The 23,646-nt window shown below is 67.5% G+C and carries 26 protein-coding genes; 3 read left to right on the top strand and 23 right to left on the bottom strand.

The features are described from left to right. Positions 1–119 precede the first annotated feature (119 nt). Positions 120–1,319, top strand: coding sequence for a pyridoxal phosphate-dependent aminotransferase (locus LTA6_RS10990; protein ID WP_407357826.1), 1,200 nt, complete (start codon positions 120–122; stop codon positions 1,317–1,319). A gap of 140 nt (positions 1,320–1,459) precedes the next feature. Here the strand turns inward: LTA6_RS10990 and LTA6_RS10985 are convergent, their stop codons facing one another. The 13 genes from LTA6_RS10985 to LTA6_RS10925 form a co-directional block, all read right to left on the bottom strand. After that, entirely contained in the window at positions 1,460–1,855 is a 396-nt protein-coding gene (locus LTA6_RS10985; RefSeq protein WP_341973784.1) for a VOC family protein, read from the bottom strand. A 33-nt stretch (positions 1,856–1,888) separates the two neighbouring features. Then, positions 1,889–3,034 carry a UDP-N-acetylmuramate dehydrogenase gene (locus LTA6_RS10980; RefSeq protein ID WP_407357825.1) on the bottom strand — a complete coding sequence of 382 codons (1,146 nt, stop codon included), beginning with the start codon at positions 3,032–3,034 and terminating at the stop codon, positions 1,889–1,891. Between the two features lie 3 nt (positions 3,035–3,037). Further along, on the bottom strand, positions 3,038–3,436 hold the full coding sequence (locus LTA6_RS10975) for a MaoC/PaaZ C-terminal domain-containing protein (protein ID WP_407359269.1): 399 nt from the start codon (positions 3,434–3,436) through the stop codon (positions 3,038–3,040). Next, on the bottom strand, positions 3,436–3,897 hold the full coding sequence (locus tag LTA6_RS10970; protein ID WP_341973782.1) for a MaoC family dehydratase N-terminal domain-containing protein: 462 nt from the start codon (positions 3,895–3,897) through the stop codon (positions 3,436–3,438). Before LTA6_RS10970 ends, LTA6_RS10975 begins: the two co-directional genes overlap by 1 nt. 72 nt (positions 3,898–3,969) lie before the next feature. Further along, complete coding sequence (locus LTA6_RS10965) at positions 3,970–5,172, bottom strand: glycerate kinase (protein WP_407357824.1); 1,203 nt, start codon at positions 5,170–5,172, stop codon at positions 3,970–3,972. 99 nt (positions 5,173–5,271) lie between these two features. Further along, complete coding sequence (locus LTA6_RS10960) at positions 5,272–6,945, bottom strand: SLC13 family permease (protein WP_407357823.1); 1,674 nt, start codon at positions 6,943–6,945, stop codon at positions 5,272–5,274. After that, the gene (locus LTA6_RS10955; protein WP_341973779.1) at positions 6,942–7,601 is read right to left on the bottom strand and encodes a response regulator transcription factor; all 660 of its coding nucleotides are present in this window, start codon (positions 7,599–7,601) and stop codon (positions 6,942–6,944) included. Before LTA6_RS10955 ends, LTA6_RS10960 begins: the two co-directional genes overlap by 4 nt. 1 nt (position 7,602) lies before the next feature. Further along, a complete protein-coding gene (locus LTA6_RS10950; RefSeq protein WP_407357822.1) occupies positions 7,603–9,165 on the bottom strand; it encodes a sensor histidine kinase in 1,563 nt (520 codons plus the stop codon). Beyond that, positions 9,158–9,418, bottom strand: a complete 261-nt coding sequence (locus LTA6_RS10945; RefSeq protein ID WP_341973777.1) for a hypothetical protein — start codon at positions 9,416–9,418, stop codon at positions 9,158–9,160. Before LTA6_RS10945 ends, LTA6_RS10950 begins: the two co-directional genes overlap by 8 nt. A gap of 80 nt (positions 9,419–9,498) precedes the next feature. Beyond that, positions 9,499–10,296: a sulfite exporter TauE/SafE family protein gene (locus LTA6_RS10940; protein WP_407359268.1), complete on the bottom strand. Its 798-nt coding sequence runs from the start codon at positions 10,294–10,296 to the stop codon at positions 9,499–9,501. Positions 10,297–10,359: 63 nt separating this feature from the next. Continuing rightward, on the bottom strand, positions 10,360–11,907 hold the full coding sequence (locus tag LTA6_RS10935) for a tripartite tricarboxylate transporter permease (RefSeq protein ID WP_341973776.1): 1,548 nt from the start codon (positions 11,905–11,907) through the stop codon (positions 10,360–10,362). Next, positions 11,907–12,470: a tripartite tricarboxylate transporter TctB family protein gene (locus tag LTA6_RS10930; protein WP_363548492.1), complete on the bottom strand. Its 564-nt coding sequence runs from the start codon at positions 12,468–12,470 to the stop codon at positions 11,907–11,909. Before LTA6_RS10930 ends, LTA6_RS10935 begins: the two co-directional genes overlap by 1 nt. Position 12,471: 1 nt before the next feature. Then, positions 12,472–13,491 (bottom strand): tripartite tricarboxylate transporter substrate-binding protein, encoded by a 1,020-nt coding sequence (locus LTA6_RS10925; RefSeq protein WP_341973774.1) that lies wholly within the window; start codon positions 13,489–13,491, stop codon positions 12,472–12,474. A 161-nt stretch (positions 13,492–13,652) separates the two neighbouring features. On the opposite strand from LTA6_RS10925, the gene LTA6_RS10920 reads away from it, so the two are divergent. Together LTA6_RS10920 and LTA6_RS10915 are read left to right on the top strand one after the other, a co-directional pair. Further along, positions 13,653–14,888, top strand: a complete 1,236-nt coding sequence (locus tag LTA6_RS10920; protein WP_407357821.1) for a hypothetical protein — start codon at positions 13,653–13,655, stop codon at positions 14,886–14,888. Positions 14,889–14,989: 101 nt separating this feature from the next. After that, positions 14,990–16,564 carry an AMP-binding protein gene (locus LTA6_RS10915; protein ID WP_407357820.1) on the top strand — a complete coding sequence of 525 codons (1,575 nt, stop codon included), beginning with the start codon at positions 14,990–14,992 and terminating at the stop codon, positions 16,562–16,564. Between the two features lie 72 nt (positions 16,565–16,636). Here LTA6_RS10915 and rplQ read toward each other — a convergent pair whose 3' ends face one another. The 10 genes from rplQ to secY form a co-directional block, all read right to left on the bottom strand. After that, on the bottom strand, positions 16,637–17,314 hold the full coding sequence (gene rplQ / locus LTA6_RS10910; RefSeq protein ID WP_407357819.1) for a 50S ribosomal protein L17: 678 nt from the start codon (positions 17,312–17,314) through the stop codon (positions 16,637–16,639). Positions 17,315–17,348: 34 nt separating this feature from the next. Next, complete coding sequence (locus LTA6_RS10905; protein WP_341973770.1) at positions 17,349–18,338, bottom strand: DNA-directed RNA polymerase subunit alpha; 990 nt, start codon at positions 18,336–18,338, stop codon at positions 17,349–17,351. A gap of 121 nt (positions 18,339–18,459) precedes the next feature. Beyond that, positions 18,460–18,858, bottom strand: a complete 399-nt coding sequence (rpsK, locus tag LTA6_RS10900; protein WP_033106075.1) for a 30S ribosomal protein S11 — start codon at positions 18,856–18,858, stop codon at positions 18,460–18,462. A gap of 32 nt (positions 18,859–18,890) precedes the next feature. Next, positions 18,891–19,265 (bottom strand): 30S ribosomal protein S13, encoded by a 375-nt coding sequence (gene rpsM, locus LTA6_RS10895; RefSeq protein ID WP_341973769.1) that lies wholly within the window; start codon positions 19,263–19,265, stop codon positions 18,891–18,893. A 131-nt stretch (positions 19,266–19,396) separates the two neighbouring features. Beyond that, the gene (rpmJ, locus tag LTA6_RS10890; RefSeq protein WP_005050492.1) at positions 19,397–19,513 is read right to left on the bottom strand and encodes a 50S ribosomal protein L36; all 117 of its coding nucleotides are present in this window, start codon (positions 19,511–19,513) and stop codon (positions 19,397–19,399) included. A gap of 68 nt (positions 19,514–19,581) precedes the next feature. Continuing rightward, positions 19,582–19,803, bottom strand: coding sequence for a translation initiation factor IF-1 (infA, locus tag LTA6_RS10885; RefSeq protein ID WP_102191677.1), 222 nt, complete (start codon positions 19,801–19,803; stop codon positions 19,582–19,584). Positions 19,804–20,007: 204 nt separating this feature from the next. Next, a complete protein-coding gene (locus LTA6_RS10880; protein ID WP_363548499.1) occupies positions 20,008–20,691 on the bottom strand; it encodes a thioredoxin domain-containing protein in 684 nt (227 codons plus the stop codon). A 133-nt stretch (positions 20,692–20,824) separates the two neighbouring features. Continuing rightward, positions 20,825–21,673, bottom strand: coding sequence for a type I methionyl aminopeptidase (gene map / locus LTA6_RS10875; RefSeq protein WP_407357818.1), 849 nt, complete (start codon positions 21,671–21,673; stop codon positions 20,825–20,827). Positions 21,674–21,682: 9 nt separating this feature from the next. Beyond that, positions 21,683–22,279, bottom strand: coding sequence for an adenylate kinase (locus LTA6_RS10870; protein WP_363548503.1), 597 nt, complete (start codon positions 22,277–22,279; stop codon positions 21,683–21,685). Beyond that, positions 22,276–23,598 carry a preprotein translocase subunit SecY gene (gene secY / locus LTA6_RS10865; RefSeq protein ID WP_341973765.1) on the bottom strand — a complete coding sequence of 441 codons (1,323 nt, stop codon included), beginning with the start codon at positions 23,596–23,598 and terminating at the stop codon, positions 22,276–22,278. Before secY ends, LTA6_RS10870 begins: the two co-directional genes overlap by 4 nt. Positions 23,599–23,646 lie beyond the last annotated feature (48 nt).

Below are 23,646 nucleotides of genomic sequence, written 5' to 3'. Positions count from 1 at the left end.
CAGTCAGTCGCCGACCGAAGGCCGGCAAGGCCGGGCCCGATCACGAAAGCCTCAAGATCCGCCGATCTTCATGACTTTCCGACGTCTCGAGAGCGGACGACCCGAGTACGCTCGAAGGCGTGACCGAACGCGCACCTCTCTCTCGCAAACTGTCCGCCATCGCCGAGTCCGCCACCCTCAAGGTGGATGCCAAGGCCAAGGCCCTCAAGGCCGAGGGCAAGCCGATCATCTCCTACGCGGCCGGCGAGCCGGACTTCTCGACGCCGCAGTTCATCGTGGATGCCGCGGCCACGGCTCTCGCCGACCCGGCGAGCTACCGGTACACCCCGGCTCCTGGCCTGCCCGCCCTGCGGGAAGCGATCGCTGCGAAGACGCTGCGCGACTCCGGGCTCGAGGTCTCCCCCAGCCAGGTCATCGTCACCAACGGCGGCAAGCAGTCCGTCTACCAGGCCTTCCAGGCCGTGGTGAACCCCGGCGACGAGGTGCTGCTGCCCGCGCCGTACTGGACCACGTACCCCGAAGCCATCCGTCTCGCCGACGGCATCCCGGTCGAGGTGTTCGCGGGTGCCGACCAGGACTACAAGGTGACCGTCGAGCAGCTCGAAGCCGTACGCACCGACCGCACCACGGCGCTCGTCTTCGTCTCGCCCTCGAACCCGACCGGTTCGGTGTACACCGCAGAAGAGACGAAGGCGATCGGCGAGTGGGCCGTCGAGCACGGCATCTGGATCATCTCGGACGAGATCTACCAGAACCTCACCTACGAGGGTGTCAAGGCGACCTCCATCGTCGAGGCGGTCCCGGCTGCCGCCGGCCAGACGATCCTGGTCAACGGCGTCGCCAAGACCTACGCGATGACCGGATGGCGGGTGGGCTGGATGGTCGGACCCGCGGATGCGATCAAGATCGCGGGCAACCTGCAGTCGCACCTGTCCAGCAACGTGAACAACGTGGCGCAGAAGGCCGCGATCGCCGCACTCAACGGCCCGCAGACGGAGGCCGAGCAGATGCGCGAGGCGTTCGACCGCCGCCGCAAGCTCATCGTCGCCGAACTGTCGAAGATCGACGGGATGCGGGTGCCGAACCCGCTCGGCGCGTTCTACGTCTACCCCGACGTGCAGGGCCTGCTCGGCCGCACCTGGGGCGGCGTGACGCCGAGCACCTCGCTCGAACTCGCCGACCTCATCCTCGATCAGGCCGAGGTCGCCGTCGTGCCTGGTGAGGCGTTCGGGCCGAGCGGCTACATCCGCATGTCGTACGCGCTCGGCGACGACGCGCTGCTCGAGGGCGTGCAGCGCCTGCAGCGCCTGTTCGCCTGAAGCGCGGCACTGTGGGTCGCTGTGACCTTAGTCGCTGAGACCCACAGTTGTCACCGAGACCCACAGTTGCAACAGGGGGTCTCGGCGAGAGATGTGGGTCTCGGCAATCCCCAGGGCACCTGAGGTCGCGCGCGCGAACGCTATTCCTCGAAGCCGATGAGCCAGCGGATGCCGTAGCGATCGGTGACCTGACCGTCGTAGTCGCCCCACGGCCGTTTCTGCAGCGGGTCGGTCACCGTCCCGCCTTCGCCGAGCGCGTCGAACCAGCCCGTGAGCGCGGACGCATCCGTCGTCCCGAGCAGGGAGAAGACCGCACCGACGATGTGCGCGGCATCCTGGTCGGGTCCGGCATCCGCTGCGAAGAGTTCGACCGGCCCCCGGATCTCGCCGTGTGCGATCGCATCACCTGGCCCGTCGGCGCGCCCGAAGTCGGCGTAGGTGTGCAGGATCAGTTCGCCGCCGAAGATGCCGTGGTAGAACGTCAGCGCCTCGGCGGCGGTTCCGGGAAGGAAGAGATACGGGACGAGTCCGGCCATGCGCCGAGCGTACCTTCCGTCGGCGGGATCGACCTAGAGCTCGACGCCCACCAGCACCGGCTCGGGCTGGAGCACGAGGCCGAACTCGGCATGAACCCGACTCTGGATGAAGCGGGCGAGTTCGGCGACCTCACCGGCCGTCGCACCACCGCGATTGGTCAGCGCGAGAGCGTGCTTGGTCGACACCGAGGCGCGCGAGCGCGGAAGCTTGAATCCCTTTCCGATACCGGCCTGCTCGATGAGCCACGCCGCACTCACCTTCACATCGGATGCCTCATGCCGCGGCGTCGGGAGCAGTCCGTCGTACGACGCGAGCGGGATGACGGTGACCGCGTCGAGGTCGGGAGCGACCGGCCACTGCGGGCACTCCGCCGGGAGGGCACGCGCGACCGCTTCCGGGACGACGGCGTTCTGGAAGAACGAGCCGACGCCGTGCGTGTCGGGGTCATGCTCGTCGAGCAGCATGCCCTTCGAGGCGCGAGTGGCGAGGATCCGCTCGCGCACCCAGGCGAGGGGCACCGGGGCATCGTCCTGGAGTCCGAGCGCCCGTCGCAACTGGTCGCCGCGCACCACCCGCTCGTTCGCGACATGCAGGTCGACAGTGACGGACAGGATGACAGCGCGGCGCAGCGGCTCGCCGCCGTAGTGGTGTTTGAGCACCGACGTGCGGAAGCCGAGTCCGAGCTCTGCCGCAGGAACCACCGAGATCTCGCCGGTCGACTCGTCGATGAGTTCGACCTCGACCAGGGTCTCCTGGATCTCCTGGCCGTACGCTCCGATGTTCTGCACGGGAGCGGCGCCGACCGTGCCCGGGATCCCCGACATCGCCTCCAGCCCGGCATAGCCGCGCTCGACCGCGTGCGCCACGAGAGCATCCCAGCTGTGACCGGCCTGAGCTCGCAGCCGGACACGCCCCTGGTGCGGTGACGGGAGCTCGTCGATGCCGCGGGTGAGCACCCGGATGACGGTGCCCTCGAACGACTCATCCCCGACGAAGAGGTTGGAGCCACCGCCGAGCACGAACCATTCGTCGCCGCGCGCCCACGTCTCCCGCAGCGCCTCGACCAGTTCGGCGGACGTCGACACCTGCAGCATCCGCTCGGGGGCAGCCCCGGTGCGCAGCGTCGTGAGCTCTGACAACGAGATCGGGGCGATCTCCACAGGGTTCGAGAAGACCATGCGTCAGACCGCGACGCGCAGCTGCGCCTTGACCAGCACGGTCGCGTCGTTGAAGGTCACCTTCAGGTCGATCCGCGTCGACGTCTCGTCGACGGCTCCCACGGTGGCCAGCACATGCACGTCTGCGCCGGTGACGGGATCGACGACGACCGGCTTGGTGAAGCGCACACCGTAATCGAGGATGCGGGCGCCCGGCTCGAGTGCGGCGAGCACGACCGAGGATCCGATGCCCATGGTCAGCATGCCGTGCGCGAGCACTCCGGGAAGCCCGACGGATGCCGCGACGTCATCGCGATAGTGGATCGGGTTGAAGTCTCCGGATGCTCCGGCGTAGCGGACCAGCGACTCACGGGTGAGGTGCACGGTGCGCTCGGCGATGGTGTCTCCGACGGTGTAGGCCATCACTGCCCCTCTCCTTCTTCATCGGAGCCGACCAGCAGAACGCTGGTCGCCGTCACGACATGCGAGCCCTCGGCATCCGTGATCTCGGCGTCGCTGGTGATCAACGCGTTGCCGGCCATCATCCGGATGCCGGTGACCTTCAACTGTGCGGTCAGCTCGTCGCCGGCCACGATCGGGCGCGAGTAGGTGAAGCGCTGCTCGGCGTGGATGGTCCGCGCAAGAACGATTCCCGAATCGGGTTCGGCCAGCAGCTGCTGCAGGGTGTGATCCTGGACCACCATCGCGAACGTGGGCGGGGCGACCACGTCGGCGAAGCCGGCGGCGCGTGCCGCGCTCACGTCGGTGTGCTGCGGCGCATCGGCGAAGACGGCGCGCGCGAACTCGCGCACCTTCTCACGTCCGACGAGGTACGGGGCTGTCGGCGGGAACTCCCGGCCGACCAATTCTGAGTTCACGGGCACCGTTCGAGTCTATCGAGACGGTGACTCGCGGGGTTCCCTGCACGCTGACCTCACGCCGACCTCGCCCTGATCTCACGCCGCCCTCGCCGACAGCGCCGATCCGAGCATCACGAGCCGCATGCATCGCTCTGCGGCATCGCGCAGCAGTTCCTCCCCCTGTTCGACAGCCTGCTCGAGCTCCATCGGGACGGTCAGGATCGAGGCGATCGCGCCGATGCCGATGTCGTGCACGGCCGGCGCTCCTGCGCCGAGGGATCCGGCGATCCCCAGGACTGGAACGCCCTCCACCCGCGCCCGCATCGCCACCTCGGCGGGGACCTTGCCGCGCGGAGTCTGGAAGTCGATGGCGCCCTCCGCCGTGATGACCAGGTCGGCCTTCGCGATCAAGTCGTCGAGCGACGTCGGCAGAAGTCCACTGTCGAGCAGCACCTCGAAACGCGGCGCGAGCCGGGCCCCGAGCACTGCGGCGAGACCGACGCCGAGTCCACCTGACGCGCCCGTTCCGGCGCCGGTGCGGACATCCATCGCACCCCCGAAAGGCGACTGCGCCTCGAGGAGGGCAGCCCAGGCGTCCAGCGCCGTCGACAGCAGTTCGACCTGGATCGGAGTCGCGCCCTTCTGCGGCCCGAACACCCGCGCGACGCCCCTCGGCCCGCAGAGCACGTTGTGGATGTTGCAGGCGAGCACGATCTCGACGTCGCCGAGACGCGGATGCAACCCTGTGAGATCGAGTGCGGCCGCCTCGATCAAGTGCCGGCCGCCGCGTGCGAGCGGAATCCCGTCGCGGTCGAGGATCCGCGCTCCGAGTGCCTGCAGCGCACCCGCACCGCCGTCGCTGGTACCCGAGTCGCCGCATCCGATCACGATGCGCTCTGCACCGTCGTCAAGGGCGGCGACGATCAGCTCACCGACCCCGTAGGCCGTGGTCTCGCCGGGGTCGCGGCGATCGCGGGGCACCAGGCGCAGGCCGGCCGCCGCTGCCATCTCGACGACCGCGGTCCCGGTGGCGGCGCCTCCGAGTCGCGCCCAGTGCGCATCGACGGCGACTCCGACCGGACCGGTGACTCGCGCCGGCACGACGTCGCCGCCGGTCGCCGCGGCGAGCGCCAGTGCGGTGCCCTCACCTCCGTCCGGAACCGGGAACTCGTCCACCTGCACGCCGGGGATGACCCGGCGGATGCCGGATGCGATGGCATGTGCGACGGTCTCGGCGCTGAGGCTCTCCTTGAATCCGCTCGGTGCGACGAGGATGCGTTGCGGGATGTGGATGGACATGTGTTCTCCTTCGATACGACGTGGGCAGGGGCGGAGTGCCCTTCGACGGGCACGACGAACAACGGGTACGCGGTGCGGACCCGGGTGAGGCGCGGATGCTCAGCGCATGAGCGGCATTCCCATCGCCGGCCAGATCCAGAACGCGCAGACCGCGACCAGGGCGAACATCATCGGCGCCAGGACGACGGAGAGCCGTCGCAGGTCGCGCGGTGCGAACCCGCCGGGGACGGCGGCGGGATCGGCGAACATCGCCACCGGTTTGGCCGAACTCGGCAGGGTATGGCAGAAGCCCGCAGCCACCGTCGACGCGAACGCGGCCGCCATGGGCTCGACGCCGAGACCTGGCGCGAGCGCGATCACCACCGGGATGACCGCGGCCGAACGCGCCGACCGCGACGGGATGAGCAGATGCGCGGCGATCGAGAGTCCGATCACCATGAGGATGAAGGCGATGCCCCCGCCCGCACCCAATCCCGCGAGCGGGGCGAGGGCGGACCCGCTCAGCCAGACCGCCGCACCCGTCTCGGTGAGCGCGGATGCCAGCGCGAGCGTCGCGGCGAGGAAGAGCAGCAGCCCCCACGGCACCTTCGCCACAGCGGCGGGAAGACGCGTGCATCCGATCACCGGTGAGACCGCGGCGACCGCGCCCAGTAGAGCGACGAGTGCCGGAGAGAGCTGATGCAGCGGCTCCGTGCTCCAGAGCACGATCACGCCGGACAGCAGCGCCGTCGCCCGCCATTCATCGGCCCGCAGCGGCCCGGTCACCGGCATCGGCGCGGTGCGTTCGAAATCGGCGAGGCCGATCCGCAGCCGGCCGGCGCGCTCGGGGCGATCGGTGAACCGCCACAGGATGATCTCGCAGGCGAGGTGCGAGGAGATCACCGCCACCGGCAACCCGAACCACAACCAGCTGAGGAAGGTGAACCCTTCACCGCCGGCGGCGACCAGCAGCTGGTTGGTGATGATGTGCGCGCCGGCCCCGAGGAGGGATGCCGCCGCAGAGAGCAGGATGACCGTGGGGAAGAGCAGCGCGAGCGCCTTCACCAGCTTCTCGCGGCCCGCGAGGGCTGCTGCCACTGCAGTGAAGACCGGGATGGCGAGAGCGGCCCGACCGGATGTCGCCGGCACTGCGAACGCCGTGAGGGTGAGGGCGACGGTCGTGAGGTGGAACAGCGCTCGCGGACTGCGCGCCCGACGCAGCAGGTGGGCGGCGCCGCGCATCGCGAGGCCGGACGACGTCACTCCTGCCGCGATCACGAACGCGCCGATCAGCAGCCAGATCGTCGGGTCCCCGAGGGATGCGAAGAACGTGTCGACGGGGAGCACTCCAGTGGCGATCAAGGCGAGTGCCGCGAGGAGGGCGACCAGGGTGTCGTCCAGTCGGGTCGCGGTCCACGCCCAGACGGCGAGGAGGAACACGGTCACCGTGATGGCGACGGGCACCGTGAGGCCGCCCGCAGCACCGGCAGCGGTGGACACGGGCGCCCCGGCCGCCGACAGGGCCATCGCGGCACCGGCAGCCAGTGCGGCGGCGAGCGCCACGAGTGCGATGACGCGACGCATCCGGTCCCGCCCGCCGATCGCCCGGGAACGCGGCGGTGCCGGGCGATCGCGGAGCTGCGGTGCGCGCTCGGGCAGGGAGCGGCCGGCGCCGGACATCCTGACCGGAGGGATGGTCGCGAAACGCACATGCTTCGGACGCTCGGTCGGCGGCTCCAGGATCTCGGGAGTCGTCGAGTTCACGCCGGCTCGGGAGTCGATCAGGGTGCTCATCGCAGTCGATATCCCGCCCCGCGCACGGTCTCGATGCGGTCTGCGCCGATCTTGCCCCGCAGCGCCCGCACGTACACGTCCACGACGTTCGACGCGGGATCGAAATCCATACCCCAGACGTGACCGATCAGCTGGTCGCGGGAGAGCACCTGCCCCGCGTTCTCGATGAACACCTCCAGCAGTGCGAACTCGCGCGAGGTGAGCTCCCGCATCTCGCCGCCCACTGTCACACGACGCGCTCGCACATCCACGTGCACGTCGCCGTGTGCGAGCACGGGACCGGATGCTCGGCCTTCTCCGTCTCCGATGCGCAGTCGCACCCGAGCGAGAAGCTCCGCGAACTGGAAGGGCTTGGTGACGTAGTCGTTGGCTCCGCTCTCCAGACCACGGACGGTGTCGATCACCGAATCGCGCGCCGTCAGCACGATCACGGGAGTGGTGACGCCCTCTCCTCGGAGGTGAGCGAGGACGTCGAAGCCGTCCATTCCGCCGAGGCCGATGTCCAGCAGCACCAGATCGAACGTCCCGCCGCGCGCGAGGATGAGGGCCGTCTCACCATCCGCGGCCTCGGCGGTGTCGTATCCGGCGGCGCGCAGACCGCGCCGCACGAACGAAACGATGTGCGGGTCGTCTTCCGCGATGAGGATGGTCCGCATCTCAGTTCCTCTCTGCGATGAGCGCCGGCGACCATTCGCCGGCAGCCGATTCCCGCGCGTCGATCGGCGCCGGGATGTCGATTCCGAAGGTGGCGCCCTCGCCCGGGACGCTGTCGACCCAGGCCGATCCGCCGTGGCCGTCCGTGATCGCGCGCACGATGGCGAGCCCGAGGCCCGAGCCATGCCGCCCGACCGTGTCGCCGCGAGCGGAGCCGCGGACGAAGCGCTCGAAGATCCGCTCCGCATCCTCCGCGAGCACGCCAGGGCCGGTGTCCTGCACCCAGAGCCGCAGCAGCCGCTCGGTGCCGTCTCCTTCGAAGCGGGAGCCCATCCGAATGCGGTCGTCCTCATCGGTCACCTGCACCGCGTTGGCCGCGAACTGCAGAACGGCTTGGGTGACGCGCTGCGGATCGAGGCGGATGCTGCCCTCGGCGACCTCCATCAGTTGCCATCGTCGAGCACCGAGCGCCTGCGCCTTCGCCTCGATGTCGAGCGTGAGCGCGGTCACATCACACGATGCGACGCGGACGAAGTCCGGTTGCTGCGCGCGGGCGAGGACGAGCAGGTCGGTGACGATGCGGCTCATCCGATCGAGTTCGTCGCTGATCAGCCGCAGCGTGGCCTTACGCTCCTCAGGGTCGTCGCTGAGCAGTTCCAGGTGGCCGCGAACGATCGTGATCGGGGTGCGCAGTTCGTGACCCGCATCGTCGACGAATCTCTGCTGCGTGGCATGGACGGCCTCGAGGCGATCGAGCATCTGGTTGAAAGTCGTCGCGACGGCCGCGATGTCGTCGCTGCCGTCCACCGGCACGCGGGCGGTGAGATCGTGCTCGCCGATGTCGCGCGCGACGCGGTAGACGTCGCGCACCGGCGCGAGGATCTGACCGGCGACGAGCCATGCGACTCCCGAACTGAGCAGCAGGCCGAGGAGGGCGGCCCAGGCGATCCCCGTGAAGCTCTCGTCGACCTGAGCTCGAGCATCCTGCGTGAACTGCAGGATCACCAGCGTCCCGCCGCTGTCGCCCGACGTGAACTCCAGCCGTCCCCATCGCGCGGGTCCGGTGTCTCCGGTCTCGACGACACCGGATGCCGCATTCGAGTCCAGCAGCCGGTCGACGAGTCCGTCACCGCCCGGCACCTCTGCGGAACCGCCGCTCACCGAGTTCGCTCCCGTGAGGCCGTTCGCCACCGCGACGATCGACCCGTCGACGATTCCGACGACGACCTCATCGTGCAGCACCTGCCGCGCCACGTATTCCTGCAGGAGCTGCTCCGGCGTGGAGAGCCCCTCTGCACCGGCCTTCTCCGAGAACCGGATGAACTCATCGGCTTCCTGTTCGATCTCGGTGTTCGCCGCCCGCTCCACGCCGGCCACGAAGATGCTGCGGCCGATCATGCCCACCGCGACGAGCGTGACCATCGTGCTGAGGATGATCCAGGCGGTGATCCTCCAGCGGGCGGGCATCGACCGGGCACGCAGGGTGCGCAGCGGAGTGCCCGGCCGGCCGACGCGGACGTCGTCGGTCTCGGCGACCTGGTGCAGGTCGACCAGCGGATCAGTCATCGTCGCCCTCGTCATCGTCGTCGTCGCCGGGAACGCCCGGCGCCGGAGCGGCCGGTGGTGCAGGCGCGGGTTCTACCTGCGGTGCCGGCGGAGCCGGAGTGACCGGCGTCGGCGAAGCCAGCTGCACCGTGACCGGCGCGTCCGGCAGCCGCGGAGCTGCGGGCATCTGCGCGTGCGCCACGATGCCCACGGCAAAGGCCACCGGAAGTGCGATCAGAGCGCCCGGGATCAGGATGCGTCGTGCGGAGGTCATACGACCATCCTGCTGGGCGATCATGATGCCTGCATGAGGTGAGGATGAAGATTCCTTCATCCTCGAGCCCGAGTGCGCGCTCAGTCCCGCTTGCGTCCGCGGATGGCTTTCATCGCCATCTGTGCAGCGATCACGACGAGATATGCCGCGAACAGCATGTTGCCCGCCGCCGGATCGATGATCGTCGCCAACCACGCGCCGAGTGCGGTCGTCGTGCAGGCGGAGGCGCCGATCACCGCCGCGGCGATCAGGTCGACGTTTCGATGCCGGATGTTGCCGACGGTGCCGGAGACGGCCGTCGGAATCATCATCAGCAGCGACGTGCCCTTGGCGACCAGGTCGCTCGTCCCGAACGCCAGCATGAGCACGGGAACGACGATCACACCGCCGCCGACGCCGATCAGGCCGGCGAGGAGCCCGGCGCCGACGCCGACGGCGACGAGTGCGATTCCGCTCCACCAGGTGAGCGCGAAGGCGGCATCTCGAGAAGGGATCACCAGGAACAGGCTCGCGATGACGACGACCAGGAACCCGAAGAAGCCCCACCTCAGCGCCGTCTGCGAGATCCGCGGCAGCAGCCAGGTGCCGATCTGGGCACCCACCACCGCACCGGCCGCGAGGATGATCGCGGGGACCCAGGCCACCGAGCCCGACACCGCATAAGAGACCACGCCGACCGTAGCCGTCGGCACGATCGCTGCGAGCGAGGTGCCGGCCGCGATGCGCTGATCGAACTGCAGAAGCAGCACCAGCAGAGGCACGATGACGGTGCCGCCGCCGACGCCGAAGAGTCCGGAGAGAAGTCCGGCGAGCAGCCCGATGACCACGAAAGCCGCGTAGGCCCGAGCCCCGCGGCGCGGCGAAGCTGCGGCATCCATCACGTCTCCAGCCTAGCCCCGCGCGTCCTGCCCTCCCGTCGGGAGGGCAGGGCGCGCGACGATTCAGACTTCTGAATCGGCCTTGATCGGCACGGCGATCGACTCGGTCAGCGCCTGTTCGTACCGGCGCTGCCGCCGGCGCAGCCACAGCCCGCCCACGATGAGCAACGCGAGCAGCGCATACGCGATCGCCGCGAACGGCTGCGCGATCAGCGTCGTCACGTCGCCCTGACTCAACTGCAGCGCCTTGCGCAGCTGTTCCTCCCCCATCGGGCCGAGGATCGTGCCCACCACGAGCGGCGCGACCGGGAACCCGTAGCGTCGCATGAAATAGCCGAGCACGCCGATGACCAGCAGGATCAGGATGTCCACGACCGAGAAGTTCAGCGCGAATGCCCCGAAAGCGGCGAACATCAGGATGCCGGCGTAGAGATACGGCCGCGGGATCTGCAACAGCTTCACCCACATGCCCACCAGCGGCAGGTTGAGCACGATCAGGATGACGTTGCCGATGTAGAGGCTCGCGATCAGCGCCCACACCAGGGTGGACTGGCTCTGGAAGAGCATCGGCCCCGGCTGCAGCCCGTAGGACTGGAACGCGGTGAGGATGATCGCGGCCGTCGCCGTCGTCGGCAGCCCGAGCGTCAACAGGGGCACGAGCACGCCGGCGGCTGCCGCGTTGTTCGCCGACTCGGGACCTGCGACGCCCTCGATCGCCCCATGGCCGAACTCCTCCTTGTGGCGAGAGAGCTTGCGCTCCGTCGCATACGAGAGGAAGGTCGCCACATCCGCACCACCGGCGGGGATCGTGCCGATCGGGAAGCCGATGGCGGTGCCGCGTAACCACGGCTTCCACGAGCGACGCCAGTCGTCCCTGGTCATCCTGTTGCTCCGGCCGCGGGTGACGGGAATGACGGAGACACCGCCGTGGCGCAGGCGCGCAGCGATGTACAGCGTCTCCCCTACCGCGAACAGACCGACCGCGATGAGCACGACATCGATGCCGTCCGACAGCGGCAGCAGCCCCAGCGTGTAGCGCTGCTGACCGGACAGCGTGTCCGTGCCGACGAGACCGAGGAAGAGGCCGACGCCGAGCGACAGCATTCCGCGCGATACCGACGATCCGATCAGTGCGCCGACCGTGATGAACGCGATCACGATCAGGGCGACATAATCCGCAGGCCCGAGGTTCACCGCGAACTGCGCGAGGACCGGTGCCAGCAGCGTCAGCCCGACGGTCGCAAGAGTGCCGGCCACAAAGGATCCGAGGGCGGCCGTGGCGAGCGCCGCAGCGCCCCGCCCCAGCTTCGCCATCTTGTTCCCCTCGATCGCGGTGACGATCGAGGCCGATTCCCCTGGGGTGTTCAGCAGGATGCTGGTGGTCGAACCGCCGTACATTCCGCCGTAGTAGATGCCGGCGAAGGTGATCAGAGCAGCCGCCGGATCGAGAGTGTTCGTCAGCGGCAGCAGCAGCGCCACCGTCATGGCGGGACCGATACCGGGGAGCACGCCCACGGCGGTGCCGACGAGCACGCCGAAGAAGGCGAAGGCGAGATACTGCGGCTGCAGAGCGGTCGCGAAGCCCTCGAGGAGCAGAGTCCAGCTGTCCATCAGAACATCCTTCCCAGCCACTCGAGCGCCGGACCCCAGGGCAGCGACAGCCCGAGCAGGCCACCGAACACGATCTGGATGACGAGGGCGAGCCCGGTCCCGATGAGGAGCGCCATCCACCAGCGCTTGGCCCCGAGCGACCACGCGACCCCGCCGAACAGCAGAGCGGCTGCCGGAACCCAGCCGATGGGTTCGATGAGCAGCAGGTGCGCCACGACCAGACCGGCGATCTTGAGCAGGGTGAGCCAGTCGGTCGGCAGGCTCTGATCGATGTCCTCCCCGCCTTCCGGCACGCCGCGCTGTCCGCGGAGGATGCCGACGAGCACCGCGACCGCGGAACCGAGCAGGATCACGGCGACGAAGATCGGAAAGACCCGCGGCCCGACGTGCGCGCCGACCGGGACGTGGATTGCGAAGACGCCCACGAGGGCGAAGACGCCGAGCGCGACCATGAGTGCGGCGAAGACGAGTTCGCCGATCGGGAGGGAGGCGACGAGCCGTACGGGCCGGTTCGTACCGGCCCGTACGCTGTCGGGTCCCGTTCCCGGAGACCCCGTGGTCATGTCAGCCGACCAATCCGATGTTCTTCAGGGTCGCCGTGACTTCCTCGATGTTGCCGGTCAGGAAGTCATCGAACTCCGCCCCGGTGAGGAAAGCGTCGGCCCATCCACGGGTCTCCAGCTCTGCGGCCCACGCCTCGGAGTCGTGCAGCTCGGTGACGATCCGCTCGAGTTCGGCACGGCTGGCGTCGTCGATTCCTCCGGGTGCGATCACTCCGCGCCAGTTGGTGAGCACGACGTCGTAGCCGGCATCCGTGATGGTGTCCACATCTGGGAGCTGCTCGACGGGCTTCTCGGATGAGACCGCGAGCGCCTTCATGGTGCCGGCCTCGATGTGCTGCAGGAACTCGCCGACGCCGGAGATGCCGGCCGCGACCTTCCCACCGAGGATCAGCGTCGTCGCCTCGCCACCGCCGGAGTTCGGCGTGTAGTTGAGCTTCTCAGCGATCTCGGCTCCATCGAGCCCGGCCGCCTCCAGCATGAGCCCGGCGAGGATGTGGTCGGCGCCGCCGGCGGAGCCGCCCGTGATGGTGATCGCCTGCCCCTTGTCGACGATGTCCTCGACCAGGTCCTCGAGCGTGTCGTATTTCGAGTCGGCCGGCACGACGACGACCAGTGGCTCATCGGTCAGCCGAGCGATGGGCGTCATGTCCTCGATCCGCACCGCGGAGGCGTTCGTCTCCACGGCGCCGACCATGACCAGACCCATCACCATGAGCGTGTTCGGGTCCTTCTGGTTGGCGAGCTGTGCGAGTCCGACGGTACCGCCGGCGCCGCCGACGTTCGTGACCGGTGCCGAGTCGACGATCTTCTCGCCCGTCAGCAGCTCCGACATGGCGCGGCCGGTCTGATCCCAGCCTCCGCCCGGATCTGCGGGGACCACGATGGAGACGTCGGTGATCGACACCGCCTCTTCGGGTCCTTCTTCATCGGCGGCGGGTGTCGTCCCGCCGGCACAAGAGGTCAATACCAGGGCTGTGGCTGTGGCGAGTGCGGCCAGGATGCCGGTGCGTGTCTTCTTCATGCGCTCCTCCTTGAGCGTTCGTGATTGCTGTCCGCAACCGTAAGAGGGCGGATGCTGCTGCTCAAGCTTCGGAAACCATTGGTCCCGCTTTCGGAACTATTGGTCGTCGACGGACATCTCCAGGCCTCGCGAGCGCCCCGGCACCGCGCGACAATGGTCAGGTGGCTTCGAAGATGACGCTCCGCGTACAGCTGCTCCTGCTCCAGGCGCTGATCGTGTTCCTGGTGACCCTGGCGACCGGCATCGTGGCCGGAGCCTTCCAGGAGAATGCGCTCCGGGAGGCCTACAAGGAGCGGATGCAGGCGGTGGCGCAATCGGTCGCCTCGCTGCCGACCGTTCTCGATGCGTTCGACGACATCGACCCGTCGGCCGCCATCCAGCCCGTCGCCGAGGTCATCCGTGAGGCGTCCGATCTCGCGTACGTCGTCGTGGCCAATGCCGACGGCATCCGCTATTCCCACCCGAATCCCGACCGCATCGGCGAGGAGGTGTCGACCGATGCGTCCGTTCCGCTCTCCGGTGAGATCTATGTCGGCACCCAGACCGGCACGCTCGGCACGTCATGGCGCGTGAAGGTGCCGATCCGCGACGAGGACGGCGACGTCATCGGCACGGCATCGGTCGGCATCCTCGAATCGGAGTTGAACGCCGAGTTCCTGAGCAACCTCACCTGGCTGATCTCGGCGATGCTCGCCGCCGCCGTGCTCGGCGTATTGGGATCGGCATGGGTGACCTCCGTCATCCGGCGCCGGATCTACAGTCTGGAACCCCACCAGATCGCCGCGCTCGTGAAGAATCAGGAGACCACCCTGCACCGCCTCAGCGAGGGCGTGATCACGGTCAGCGCTGAGGGCCGCGTCACGCTCGTCAACGATGCGGCCGCGAGGTTCCTCGGCAGGGATGCCGTGGACATCACCGATGCGGATGCCGACGGCGTGCTGGGCGACGAACTGATGGCGGTTCTCCGCGAAGGCGAGCCCGCAGGACGACCTGTGATCGTCGGCTCGCATGTACTCGTCGCCCGCAGCACCGGCAGCATCGTCGACGGCGAGGGCGTCGAGGCGACGCTGCTGCTGCGCGATCACACCGAACTGCACGATGTCGTGCGCAGGGTCGAGACGGCCGACGCGATCATCGCGTTCCGTCAGCGGTTCGGGGTGCCCAAGGGACTCAGCGCCGAGACGTTGGATCGGGTCGTGTCTGCGCTCTCCGCTCGGCCGAATGCCTCGGCCAGCGAGATCGGCGAGGACGTGCAGATCTCCCGAGTGAGCGCCCGTCGCTACCTGGAGCATCTCGCCGGCTCCGGCCGCGCGCTCCGTGCGCTCGACTACACGACCAAGGGGCGCCCGAGCACGCGCTACCGCGCGCATGAGGCAACGGACGTCCGCCCCCTCTGATCGGGTCGCCGGAATGACCCCTGGGACGCAGTGTCGATTTATGCGACACTGAATCGCATCGTCGGAGAGGTCCGTCGTTCGGTTCGGTCAAAGGAGATCACATGCATCGCAGTTCGTTCCCCGACGTGGACATCCCCGATGTCTCCGTGTACGACTATCTCTTCGGAGACCTGGAGGAGTCTCGACTGGATGCTGTCGCCATCGTAGACGGAACCAGTGGCGCGGAGACCTCCTATCGTCAGCTGATCGGTCAGATCGACCTCTTCGCGGGTGCACTCGCTGCTCGCGGAGTCGGAGTGGGCACCACGATCGGCCTTCTCTGCCCGAACATCCCCGCCTTCGCCACCGTCTTCCACGGCATCCTGCGGTCCGGCGCAACCGCGACGACCATCAACTCGCTCTACACGCCGGAGGAGATCGCCAATCAGCTCGTCGACGCAGAGGCGACCTGGCTTGTCACCGTCTCGCCACTACTGGCCGGCGCGAAGGCAGCGGCCGAGAAGGTGGGCATGGATGCGGATCACGTGATCGTGCTCGATGGCGCCGAGGGCCATCCGTCACTCCCTGCCCTTCTCGGTGAAGGCCGGGGTGCACCGGAGGTGACATTCGATCCGGCCACGCATCTCGCCGTTCTGCCGTACTCCTCGGGAACGACCGGCAGGCCCAAGGGCGTCATGCTCACGCACCGCAATCTCGTGGCGAACGTCGCACAGTGCCGCCCCGTCCTGAGCGTGGATGAGACCGACCGACTGCTCGCCGTGCTCCCCTTCTTCCACATCTACGGGATGACCGTACTTCTGAACTTCGCGCTGCGGCAGCGCGCGTCCCTGGTGACGATGCCGAAGTTCGATCTGCCCGAGTTCCTCCGCATCATCAGCGAGCATCGCACGACCTGGGTCTTCGTCGCCCCGCCGATCGCCGTGGCCCTCGCGAAGCATCCGATCATCGACCAGTACGATCTCTCCGCCGTCGATGTGATCTTCTCGGGCGCCGCGCCGCTGGATGGCGCCCTGGCTGCTGCCGTGGCGAACAGACTCGGCTGCACGGTCGTACAGGGCTACGGCATGACCGAGACCAGCCCGGCGGTCACCCTGATCCCCGCAGAACGCCACGACGTCGACAAGTCGTCGATCGGCCCGCTCGTCCCGAACACAGAGGCGCGGCTCGTCGATCCCGAATCGGGAGCAGACGTCCCAGCCTCTGCCGACGGAGTCAGCGCACCCGGCGAGCTGTGGGTGCGCGGGCCGCAGGTGATGAGCGGTTACCTCAATCGCCCCGAGGCCACCGCCGAGATGCTCGACGCCGACGGCTGGCTGCACACGGGCGATGTGGCGACGGTGTCCGCCGACGGCATCTTCCGGATCGTCGACCGCCTGAAGGAACTCATCAAGTACAAGGGGTACCAGGTCGCGCCTGCGGTATTGGAAGCCGTACTCCTCGAGCATCCGGCCATCGCCGATGCCGCCGTCATCGGGGCACTCGACAGCGACGGGCAGGAAGTGCCGAAGGCATTCGTCGTCGTGCAGCAGGGCGCGGAGATCGACGCGGATGCGGTGATGGCTCACGTCACGGCGAAGGTCGCACCGCACGAGAAAGTGCGCCAGGTGGAGTTCATCGATGCGATCCCGAAGTCCGCTGCCGGGAAGATCCTACGCAAGGACCTTCGCGCCCGCTGACCCGCGCCGCGAACGCGAAGAAGCCCGCCGACCCCGAAGGGTGGGCGGGCTTCTTCGTTGTGAAGCTGTGGCTTACTTGCCGGCCTCGACGAAACCTGCGGCTTCAGCGGCCTCAGCGGTGCGGAACCACACCTCGGCGACGGTGGCCTCGTACCACTGGCCATCGGGGCGGTGGAACTTCATCGAGTCCTTGTTGCCCTTGATGTCGAAGCCCTCGGGAGCGGAACCGTCTTCGAGCGGCTCTGCCGAGTCGTCACCGAACTCTGCGGCGGCGAACGCGGCAGGAGCAGCGGTCTCCTCGGCGGCCTCCTCGACGGGGGCCTCCTCGGCCGGCTTCTCCGCAGCCTTCGGGGCAGCAGCAGCCTTCTTGGTCGACTTCGCCTTCGGGGTGACGGGCTCGAGAACGAGCTCGATCACGGCCATCGGAGCGTTGTCGCCCTTACGGTTGCCGACCTTCGTGATGCGGGTGTAGCCGCCCTCACGGTCTGCAACCAGCGGCGCGATCTCGGCGAAAAGGATGTGTACGACTTCCTTGTCACCGATGACCGACAGCACGCGACGGCGTGCGTGCAGGTCGCCGCGCTTGGCGAAGGTGATGAGTCGCTCGGCGAGCGGACGAAGGCGCTTGGCCTTGGTCTCGGTCGTCTTGATCGACTTGTGGGTGTAGAGCGCCGCCGCGAGGTTGGCAAGCATCAGGCGCTCGTGTGCGGGGCCGCCTCCGAGGCGGGGACCCTTGGTGGGCTTAGGCATAGTTGACTAACTCCTGGTCAGAATTTCGGGAAGGTCAGAAGGACTCGTCTTCGCTGCCGCCGTAGAAGTGGGCGCCGTCGAAACCGGGCACCGAATCCTTGAGCGACAGACCGAGCGAGATGAGCTTGTCGCGCACCTCGTCGACCGACTTCTGGCCGAAGTTGCGGATGTTCATGAGCTGCGTCTCCGAGAGGGCGACGAGCTCGGACACCGTGTTGATGCCTTCACGCTTGAGGCAGTTGTACGAGCGGACCGACAGGTCGAGGTCTTCGATCGGCATGGAGAGCTCGCTGGAGCTCACCGCCTCGACCGGCGCCGGGCCGATCTCGATGCCCTCGGCCTCGACGTTCAGCTCGCGGGCGAGACCGAACAGCTCGGTGAGCGTCTTCGCGGCCGACGCGACAGCGTCGCGCGGCAGCATCGAGGACTTGGTCTCGACGTCGAGGATGAGCTTGTCGAAGTCGGTGCGCTCACCGGCACGAGTCGCCTCGACCCGGTAGCTGACCTTCAGGACCGGCGAGTAGATCGAGTCGATCGGGATCTGACCGGCCTCGGCGTACTCGTTGCGGTTCTGCGTCGCCGAGACATAGCCACGGCCGCGCTCGATCGTGAGCTCGAGTTCGAACTTCGCGGTGTCGTTCAGGGTCGCGATGACGAGCTCGGGGTTGTGCACCTCGACACCGGCCGGAGCCGAGATGTCTGCAGCGGTCACTTCGCCAGAACCGGTCTTGCGCAGGTATGCCGTGATGGGCTCATCGCGCTCGCTCGAGACGACGAGCTGCTTGATGTTGAGGATGATCTCGGTGACATCCTCCTTCACGCCGGGGATGGTGCTGAACTCGTGCAGCACACCGTCGAGGCGAACGCTGGTGACAGCGGCACCGGGGATCGACGACAGCAGGCTGCGACGCAGCGAGTTGCCGATCGTGTATCCGAAGCCGGGCTCCAGAGGCTCGATGATGAACCGGCTCCGGTTCTCGACGATCTTTTCCTCGATGAGTGTGGGACGCTGTGCAATAAGCACTCTGTGTTCCTTTCGATCACATGACCGCTATATGACATGTGGTGGGTGAGGTCTTTAGTTGAATCAGTGCCCGCACGCGGGCATGACGAGGGATGCCGAAGCATCCCTCGTCATTGCCGGATCAGACGCGGCGGCGCTTCGGCGGACGGCAGCCGTTGTGAGCCTGCGGCGTCACGTCCTGGATCGAGCCGACCTCGAGGCCGGCAGCGGTCAGCGAGCGGATCGCGGTCTCGCGGCCGGAGCCCGGACCCTTCACGAAGACGTCGACCTTCTTGACGCCGTGCTCCTGCGCCTGACGAGCAGCCGACTCGGCGGCCATGCCGGCCGCGTACGGGGTCGACTTGCGCGAGCCCTTGAAGCCCACTCCACCGGACGATGCCCAGCTGATGACAGCGCCGGACGGGTCGGTGATCGAGACGATCGTGTTGTTGAACGTCGACTTGATGTGGGCCTGGCCCAGCGCGATGTTCTTCTTTTCCTTGCGGCGCGGCTTGCGCGCGGCGGCCTTGGGTGCAGCCATGAAAGTGTTCTCCTAGTCCCTGGGGCCGCTGCTTAGCGGGCCTTCTTCTTGCCTGCGACGGTGCGCTTCGGGCCCTTGCGGGTACGGGCGTTGGTCTTGGTGCGCTGACCACGGACCGGGAGACCACGACGGTGGCGGATGCCCTCGTAGGAGCCGATCTCGACCTTGCGGCGGATATCTGCGGCGACCTCGCGGCGCAGGTCACCCTCCACCTTGTAGTTGCCTTCGATGTAGTCGCGGAGGATGATCAGCTGGTCATCGCTGAGGTCCTTCACGCGAATGCTCTCGTCGATCTCAGTTGCCTTGAGGATCTCGACAGAACGGGTACGGCCAACGCCGTAGATGTAGGTAAGGGCGATCACCACGCGCTTATCGCGCGGGATGTCAACGCCGGCAAGACGTGCCATGCGACTCTCCTGAGTGTTGTAGAGGTGTGGAGCAGGATCGGTGCCCGGGCCTCTGCCCCGAGGTGTCCCCCGCTTGCGCGGGTTCTGATCCTGCCTGTTGTGTATTCAGTTGTGCTGGGGGATCTGAAAGATCAGCCCTGACGCTGCTTGTGGCGCGGGTTGCTCTTGCAGATCACCATGACGCGGCCGTGACGGCGGATCACCTTGCAGTGATCGCAGATGGGCTTGACGCTGGGGTTGACCTTCATGATGTTTCCTGTTCGCTGTCTTCGTACCGACCCCGCTCCGCGGAATCAGGCCGTTACTTCTCGACCGATCAGCGGTAGCGGTAGACGATACGACCGCGCGTCAGGTCGTAGGGGCTGAGCTCCACGACCACGCGGTCCTCGGGGATGATGCGGATGTAGTTCTGCCGCATCTTTCCGGAAATCGTTGCAAGGACCTTGTGCCCGTTGGCGAGCTCAACGCGGAACATCGCGTTGGGCAGCGCCTCGGAGATCACGCCCTCGATCTCGATGACACCGTCTTTCTTAGCCATAGCCTCGCTGACGCTTCTGCAGACCGGTCGATCTGCGGTGGGTGATTGGATATTGATGCTTCGCCGATTCAGACACGCCGAATCAAGGCGCAAGGCACCAAAGATCCATGGTATCTGACGGCGGGGCATCCGGCAAATGCGGACACCCCGGCGTGGGAAAGGCGGACCCGCGCTGTGCGGGCCCGCCCTCCTCGCGTCTGTTGATCAGCCGATGCCAAGGAGCTTCGCGAGTTCCGCGGCTCCGCCGGCCTGCAGGTCGAGACGCTCTCCGTTGATGGTGACCGTCGGCGTGCTGATGCCCTGCGGGCCCGGAGGCGTCTCGGGCGTACGGTCCGCGACGAAGTCGCTGAAGGTGCCGTCCGCGATGCAGTCAGCCGCTCCAGCGGACCCCGCCTGCTCAGCAAAGGCCGCGAGTTCGTCATCCGTCAGACCGGTGGAGTTCTCCGCCGGCTGGTTCGCGTACAGAAGGTTGAAGAAGTCCAAGAAGGCGTCGGGAGCGTCTTCCGCGACGCAGTACGCCGCATTCGCTGCCCGCGTCGAGTAGTTCGTGTTCTGCGACAGGCGGTCGAGAATCGAGATCGGGTGGATGTTGAGGGTGATCTCATTGTCCGCCGCTGCGCTCTGAAGCTGTTCGCCGAACTGACCCTCGAAAGCGTTGCAGGCGGGGCACATGAAGTCGACGTACGTGTCGACGACATCCTCGCCGGTGCCGAAGGAGATCGCGCCGGTCTCCTCGTTGACGATGTCGCTCTTCGGAGCGGCACCAGGAGCGGTGGCCATGTTGTTCAGGAAGACGACGAGGCCGCCGAGTCCGACGAGGACGACGACCACGGCGATCGATATCCAGATGGCGAACCAGTTGGTGGTGTTGCCCTTCGCAGCGGCCATTGCGTTCCGTTTCTCTCGAGGCTCGCCCGAAGCGCGAACCCGACTGAAGTCTCCGTGCGCAGCGCGCACCCTACGATCTTATTTTGCCCGGCGCGCCTATGCGCCTCTTGTGAGCGCCTGGAGCTGCGCAGTTCTAGGCGACGGGCACCGGAGTGACGCCGAACGGCGCCAGCCCCTCAGCGCCGCCATCAGGCGCCGTCAGCACCCAGATGCCACCGTCGTGCACAGCCACGCTGTGCTCCCAGTGCGAGCCGTCGGTGCCGTCGATGGTCGAGACGGTCCAGTCATCATCCTCGACGAACGTCATCTCGCCGCCGGCGGTGACCATCGGCTCGATGGCGACGACCAGGCCCGGCTTCACCTCGGCACCGGGATCCGGCGTCCGGTAGTTGAACACGCTCGGCGCCTCGTGCATCTTGCGCCCGATGCCGTGTCCGACGTACTCGCGGAGGATGCCGTACGGCTCCCCCGTCACCGCAGAGGATCCCTGCGCCTCGATGTAGTCCTGAATGGCTGCGCCGACGTCGCCGAGGTGCGACGCCGTCGCCATCGTCGCGATACCGGCCCACATCGACCCCTCGGTGACGCGCGAGAGTTCCTCGCGCTGCGCGACGAGATCGGCGCGCGACGGGTCGGGGATCACGACGGTGATCGCGCTGTCGCCGTTCCAGCCCTGGAACTGCGCCCCGCAGTCGACCGAGACGATGTCGCCCGGCTGCAGCACGCGGTCGCTCGGGATGCCGTGCACGACCTGCTCGTTCACGGAGACGCAGATCGTGTGGTGGTACCCCCGGACCAGCTGGAAGTTGGACTCGGCCCCGCGTTCGAGGATCGCACGGTTCGCCGCCGCGTCGAGCTCGAGGGTCGTCACCCCGGCGCGGATCAGGGGACGAATGGCATCCAGCGCTGCTGCCGTGATCAGTCCAGGCTCCACCATGGCCCGAAGCTGGGTGGGAGTCTTGTAGATCGATCGGCGGAACATCGCGTCGGCTCAGACCGCGACGCGCAGGCCGCGCGCGTCCAGCGCGGCGACGATGCGCTCGGTGATCTCGTCGAGCGAGCCGACACCATCGATGCGGTCGACGATGTTCTTGTCGCCGTACGCCTCGAGGATCGGAGCAGTCTCGCGCTCGTAGATGTCCAGACGATGCGCGATCGCATCTTCCGTGTCATCCGAACGCCCCTGCTCGCTCGCCCGCAGCCGCAGGCGCTCCATGCTCTCGTCACGCGGAACATCCAGCAGAATGACTGCGTCGAGGGACTCGCCGCGGTCGCTCAGGAATGCATCCAGGTGCGCCACCTGCGCCGTATTGCGCGGGTAGCCGTCGAGGAGGAATCCGTGCGCAGCATCGTCCTGCGAAAGACGGTCACGGACGATCTCGCTCGTCAGCTCGTCCGGGACGAGGTCGCCCTTGTCGAGGATGGCCGTGACCTGCTGGCCGAGGGGCGTTCCCGCCTTGATGTTCGCCCGGAAGATGTCGCCGGTGGATACGACCGGGATTCCGTAGGACTCGGCGATGCGCACGCCCTGCGTGCCCTTGCCGGAACCCTGCGGGCCGACGATGAGGAGACGAGCGGATGCTGTCATCGGAGGAGCCCTTCGTAGTGTCGCTGCTGCAGCTGCGCGTCGATCTGCTTGACCGTCTCGAGACCCACACCGACGATGATGAGGATCGATGCGCCGCCGAACGGGAAGTTCTGGTTGGCGCCCACCGTGGCCAGGGCCACGAGCGGGATCAGAGCGATGAGACCCAGGTAGAGGGAGCCAGGCAGCGTGATGCGGGTGAGCACGTAGTCGAGGTACTCGGCGGTCGGACGTCCGGCGCGGATGCCCGGGATGAAGCCGCCGTACTTCTTCATGTTGTCCGCGACCTCGACCGGGTTGAACGTGATCGCCACGTAGAAGTAGGTGAAGCCGATGATCAGCAGGAAGTAGACAGCCATGTAGAACGGCTGGTCGCCCGTGGCGAAGTGCGTCGAGATCCAGGTCACCCAGGCCGGCGGCGCTGAGCCGTCCTGCGGGGTGTTGAACTGCGCGACCAGCATCGGGATGTACAGCAGCGAGGAGGCGAAGATCACGGGGATCACGCCCGCCATGTTCACCTTGATCGGGATGTACGTGTTCGTGCCGCCGTAGGTGCGGCGTCCGACCATGCGCTTGGCGTACTGCACCGGGATGCGGCGCTGCGACTGCTCGACGAAGACCACGAGACCCATCACGACGATGCCGACGGCGAGGACGAGGAGGAAGACCTCGAAGCCACGCGACTCCCAGATCAGCCACATCGCGGACGGGAACGTCGCTGCGATCGAGGTGAAGATCAGCAGGGACATGCCGTTGCCGATGCCGCGCTCGGTGACGAGCTCGGCGAACCACATGATGAGGCCGGTTCCGGCGGTCATCGTCATGATGATGAGCAGCTGCGCCCACCACACGTCGTTCGTGAGCAGGTTCTGGCACGCCGCGATGTCGGTGTTACCGAAGAGCTGGCCGCTGCGTGCCACGGTGATCAGCGTCGTCGACTGGAGCAGCGCGAGCGCGATCGTGAGGTAGCGGGTGTACTGGGTCAGCTTGCCCTGACCGGCCTGGCCCTCTTTGTGCAGCGCTTCGAAGTGTGGAATGACCACGCGCAGGAGCTGCGTGATGATCGTCGCCGTGATGTAGGGCATGACGCCCAGCGCGAAGATCGAGAGCTGCAGCAGCGCGCCACCCGAGAAGAGGTTGACGAGCCCGAGCAGTCCATCGGCGCCGGCGTTCTCGGCGAGGCACTCCTCAACGTTGGGGAAGTGCACGAACGGGGCCGGGACGTTGGAGCCGAATCGGTAGATGGCGATGATCGCCAGTGTGAAACCGATCTTCCGTCGCAAGTCGGGCGTGCGGAAGATCCGCGCGATAGCGCTAAACAAGGGCGTTCCTCCTGAAAAGGTTGCCGCCCCTGCAGGGCGGCTGAAAGA

This window comes from Microbacterium sp. LTA6 (genome assembly GCF_045690355.1).
Taxonomy (GTDB): domain Bacteria; phylum Actinomycetota; class Actinomycetes; order Actinomycetales; family Microbacteriaceae; genus Microbacterium.
This window is presented reverse-complemented; position numbering and strand designations above follow the sequence as displayed.